Source organism: Roseibium sp. (genome assembly GCF_050301095.1).
Classification (GTDB): Bacteria; Pseudomonadota; Alphaproteobacteria; order Rhizobiales; family Stappiaceae; genus Roseibium.
Window position 1 is genome coordinate 1 of record NZ_JBNKYW010000285.1, and the last position, 4240, is coordinate 4240.

The window sequence follows — 4240 nt, forward strand, 5'->3', positions numbered from 1 at the left end:
ACGCGGCACCCAGTCGCGCTGTGCCTCGTCGCTCTCTTGCGGTGTTGCAGGATTGGGATCGGACATCGTACTCTCACACACTTGGCTTTTTTCCGGGCGGTCTCATGCCGTCCGGTTCGTGCGATTCATACATTAAAGGCCTTGCCAATCCGTGAATTTACGGAGACTTGCAGGCCGCAAATCCGAATTCCGGTCTTGAGGCGCGGAACAAATGCCCTTAAGGCTCGGCCGTAGCGCCCGATGCGTTTTCTTTTCAGTTGCATTCGTGGAACGCCATTCCTTGAATTGATATACATCGTTCCGTTTATTTACGGGCAAGCTGAAGCCGCAGCACAACAGATGCGAAACGAACCCGATTTTCGCGCCATTCGAGGCATTGATGAACGAAGACCAGATATCCTTCCTGAACGCGCTCGCAATCCGGGCGGGCGAGGAGATCCTGAAAATTTATGCCGAGCCCTTCGACGTCGAGAACAAGGCCGATGGTTCTCCCGTGACCAAGGCCGATGCCGCGGCGGAAAAGATCATTCTGGCCGGGCTGGCCGAACGTTTTCCCGATATCCCGGTGGTTGCCGAAGAGTCCGTGGAGGCGGGCCATCTTCCTTCCGTCGGAGACCGCTACTTCCTGGTGGATCCGCTCGACGGGACCAAGGAATTCCTGAAGAAGAACGGCGAGTTTACGGTCAATATCGCTCTCATCGAAGGTGGGACGCCTGTTTTCGGTGTCGTGTCGGCACCGGCGCTCGCCGAGATCTTCTGGGGCGGTTCGATTGAGGAAAACGGCGGACAGCATCGCAAGGCGTTCCGGGGCACGATCGAAGGCGGCCGCGTTGCCGGAGTCGAGCCGATCTCTGTCAGGACACCGCCTGCGGCCGGATTGAGCGTGCTCGCCAGCCGCTCTCACATGTCCAAGGATACCGCCGACCTGATAGGTCGCCTTGAGGTCGCCGAACAGCTTTCGGTCGGCTCCTCCCTGAAGCTGTGCTGGGTGGCCGCCGGCAGGGCCGACCTGTATCCGCGCCTTGCACCCACCATGCAGTGGGACATTGCAGCGGGCGACGCGGTTGTCCGTGCGGCCGGGGGCGCAGTGGTTCTGGCGGACACCTTGGAGGATTTCGCCTACCGCGTGCCGGAAAATGCCGCCAAGGACGACCTCCGCAACCCGCATTTCCTTGCGGCCGGCTCCAGGGCGCTGCTGCAAGATCTGGCGCCGGCTGCCTGAGGGGCAGACGGATCGCGCGCCAAAGGATAGATTTCAGACAAGACCGGTACGCCGGTCACCACGGAAAAGTGACTATGAACATGCAATCTCACGGGATCACGCCCGAGCGCCTCAGCAACCTGAAGCGCCTGGAAGCGGAAAGCATCCATATCATCCGCGAAGTGGCGGCGGAATTCTCCAACCCGGTGATGCTCTATTCCATCGGCAAGGACTCGGGCGTCATGCTGCATCTGGCGATGAAGGCGTTTTATCCCTCAAAACCGCCGTTCCCGCTCTTGCACGTGGACACCACCTGGAAGTTCCGGGACATGATCCAGTTCCGTGACGAGACCGCCAAGCGGCTCGGCATGGACCTGCTTGTCTACACCAACCCGGAAGGGCTGGAGAAGAACATCAGCCCGTTCGACCATGGTTCCTCGGTCCACACCCACATCATGAAGACGGAAGCGCTGAAACAGGCGCTCAACAAATACGGTTTCGACGCGGCCTTCGGCGGCGCGCGCCGGGACGAGGAAAAGTCCCGTGCCAAGGAGCGCGTGTTCTCCTTCCGAAATGCCAGCCATGGCTGGGACCCGAAGAACCAGCGGCCGGAGCTGTGGAACCTTTACAACGCCCGCGTTGCCAAGGGCGAGAGCATCCGTGCGTTCCCGCTTTCCAACTGGACCGAGCTCGACATCTGGCAGTACATCCTGACGGAAAACATCCCGATGGTGCCGCTTTATTTCGCCGCCAAACGTCCGGTGGTGAACCGGGACGGCATGCTGATCATGGTTGACGACGACCGCATGAAGCTGCAGCCCGGCGAGACGGTCGAGGAAAAGATGGTCCGCTTCCGCACGCTCGGCTGTTATCCGCTGACCGGTGCCATTGAATCGGACGCCGACACCCTGCCGGCCATTGTCCGCGAAATGCTGATTGCCCGCACCTCCGAACGCCAGGGCCGCCTGATCGACAAGGACGAAAGCGCGTCGATGGAAAAGAAGAAGCGGGAAGGATATTTCTAAGATGACGATCGCAAACGTCCAGGAAGCTGCTGAGACAGCCGTAACCGAATATATCCTCGCGCAGGAAAGCAAGGATCAGCTCCGTTTTCTGACCTGCGGCTCCGTCGACGACGGCAAGTCCACGCTGATCGGCCGCCTGCTCTACGACACAAAGCTGATCTTCGAGGACCAGCTGGCCGCGCTCGAACGCGACTCGAAAAAGCACGGCACCGTCGGCGAGGAGATCGATCTGGCACTGCTGGTCGACGGTCTCGAGGCCGAGCGCGAGCAGGGCATCACGATCGATGTTGCCTACCGCTTCTTTGCCACTGAAAAGCGCAAGTTCATCGTGGCCGACACGCCGGGTCACGAACAGTATACCCGCAACATGGCAACCGGCGCCTCCACCGCCGATCTGGCCGTCCTCCTGGTCGACGCCCGCAACGGCCTGATGGTCCAGACCCGTCGCCATGCGTTCATCGCCTCGCTGCTCGGCATCCGCCACGTGGTGCTGGCGATCAACAAGATCGATCTGGTCGGCCATTCCCAGGAGCGGTTCGAGGAGATTCGCAAGGACTTCGAAACCTTCGCCAACGGCTTCGATTTCGAGACCCTCCAGGCGATCCCGATGTCCGCCCGCTATGGTGACAACGTCACCGCCCGTGGCGACAAGATGGACTGGTATTCCGGACCGACCTTGCTGGAACACCTGGAAACCGTCGAGGTGGGCGAACAGGCGCTGGACGCGCCGTTCCGCTTCCCGGTGCAGTGGGTCAACCGGCCGAACCTCGATTTCCGCGGCTATTCCGGCACCATCGCCAGCGGCCGGGTCAATGTCGGCGACGAACTGGTCGTGGCGGGACCGGCGAAGCTCTCGAAGGTGAAGAGCATCATCGGCGCGGGCGGCGAAGTTCCCGAAGCGCGCGCGGGCGAAGCGGTCACGATCACGCTGGAAGACGAAATCGATATCTCCCGCGGGGATCTGCTGTCGTCCACCGCCCACCGGCCGGATGTCGCCGACCAGTTCGCCGCCCACGTCATCTGGATGTCTGACGAACCGCTGCTTCCGGGCCGACCTTATCTCCTGAAGATCGGGACGCGCACGGTGACGGCGACCGTCTCGGAGATCAAGCACAAGATCAACGTCAACACGTTCGAGCATGTGGCCGGCAAGACACTGGAACTGAACGAGATCGCCTTCTGCAATTTCGCGCTCTCGTCTTCCGTTCCCTTCGACCCCTATGAAGCCAACCGCTCGACCGGCTCGTTCATCCTGATCGACCGCATGTCCAATGCCACGGTCGGGGCAGGCATGATCTGGTTTGCGCTCCGCCGGGCAAGCAACATCCAGTGGCAGGCTTTCGACGTCGACAAGTCGGCACGCGCCGAAAAGCTTGGCCAGAAGCCGGCCGTGCTCTGGTTCACGGGCCTTTCGGGATCGGGCAAGTCGACCATCGCCTCGATCGTGGAGAAGAAACTCCACATCGACGGGCGCCACACCTATACGCTTGACGGCGACAATGTCCGCCACGGCCTCAACAAGGATCTGGGTTTCACCGACGCCGACCGGGTGGAAAACATCCGCCGGGTGGGCGAGGTTGCCAAGCTCTTTGCCGACGCCGGCATGATCACTCTTGTCTCCTTCATCTCTCCGTTCCAGTCCGAGCGCCGGCTTGCCCGGGATCTGATGGAGGAGGGCGAGTTCATCGAGGTCTTCGTCGACACACCCATCGAGGAATGCCGCAAGCGCGACCCGAAGGGCCTGTACGCCAAGGCCGACCGGGGCGAGATCAAGAACTTCACCGGCATCGACAGCCCCTACGAGGCACCGGTAAACCCGGAACTCCATATCCGGAACGTCGGCCGGGACCCGGAAGAAGTGGCTGAAGAGATCATCACCTATCTGCGCGAGCGCGGATTCCTGAACAATTTCGGATCCGACGGCGAGGGCATCTAGGAGGTAAGCTGCGGGCTGATCTTCACACTCCAGGTACGGGCGGCGGACCAATCCACGACCTCATCCTGAGTAGGGTGA

3 protein-coding genes are annotated in these 4240 nt (G+C 61.2%); all 3 read left to right on the forward strand.

From position 1 onward, the window contains the following. Positions 1-379: 379 nt before the first annotated feature. The 3 genes from cysQ to cysN all read left to right on the forward strand — a co-directional run bounded on the left by cysQ (position 380) and on the right by cysN (position 4162). The gene (gene cysQ, locus ACQY7U_RS24895; RefSeq protein ID WP_428650877.1) at positions 380-1222 is read left to right on the forward strand and encodes a 3'(2'),5'-bisphosphate nucleotidase CysQ; all 843 of its coding nucleotides are present in this window, start codon (positions 380-382) and stop codon (positions 1220-1222) included. A 74-nt stretch (positions 1223-1296) separates the two neighbouring features. Further along, the gene (gene cysD / locus ACQY7U_RS24900) at positions 1297-2226 is read left to right on the forward strand and encodes a sulfate adenylyltransferase subunit CysD (RefSeq protein WP_428650879.1); all 930 of its coding nucleotides are present in this window, start codon (positions 1297-1299) and stop codon (positions 2224-2226) included. A 1-nt stretch (position 2227) separates the two neighbouring features. After that, positions 2228-4162 (forward strand): sulfate adenylyltransferase subunit CysN, encoded by a 1935-nt coding sequence (gene cysN, locus ACQY7U_RS24905; RefSeq protein ID WP_428650882.1) that lies wholly within the window; start codon positions 2228-2230, stop codon positions 4160-4162. The last annotated feature ends 78 nt before the right edge of the window (positions 4163-4240 follow it).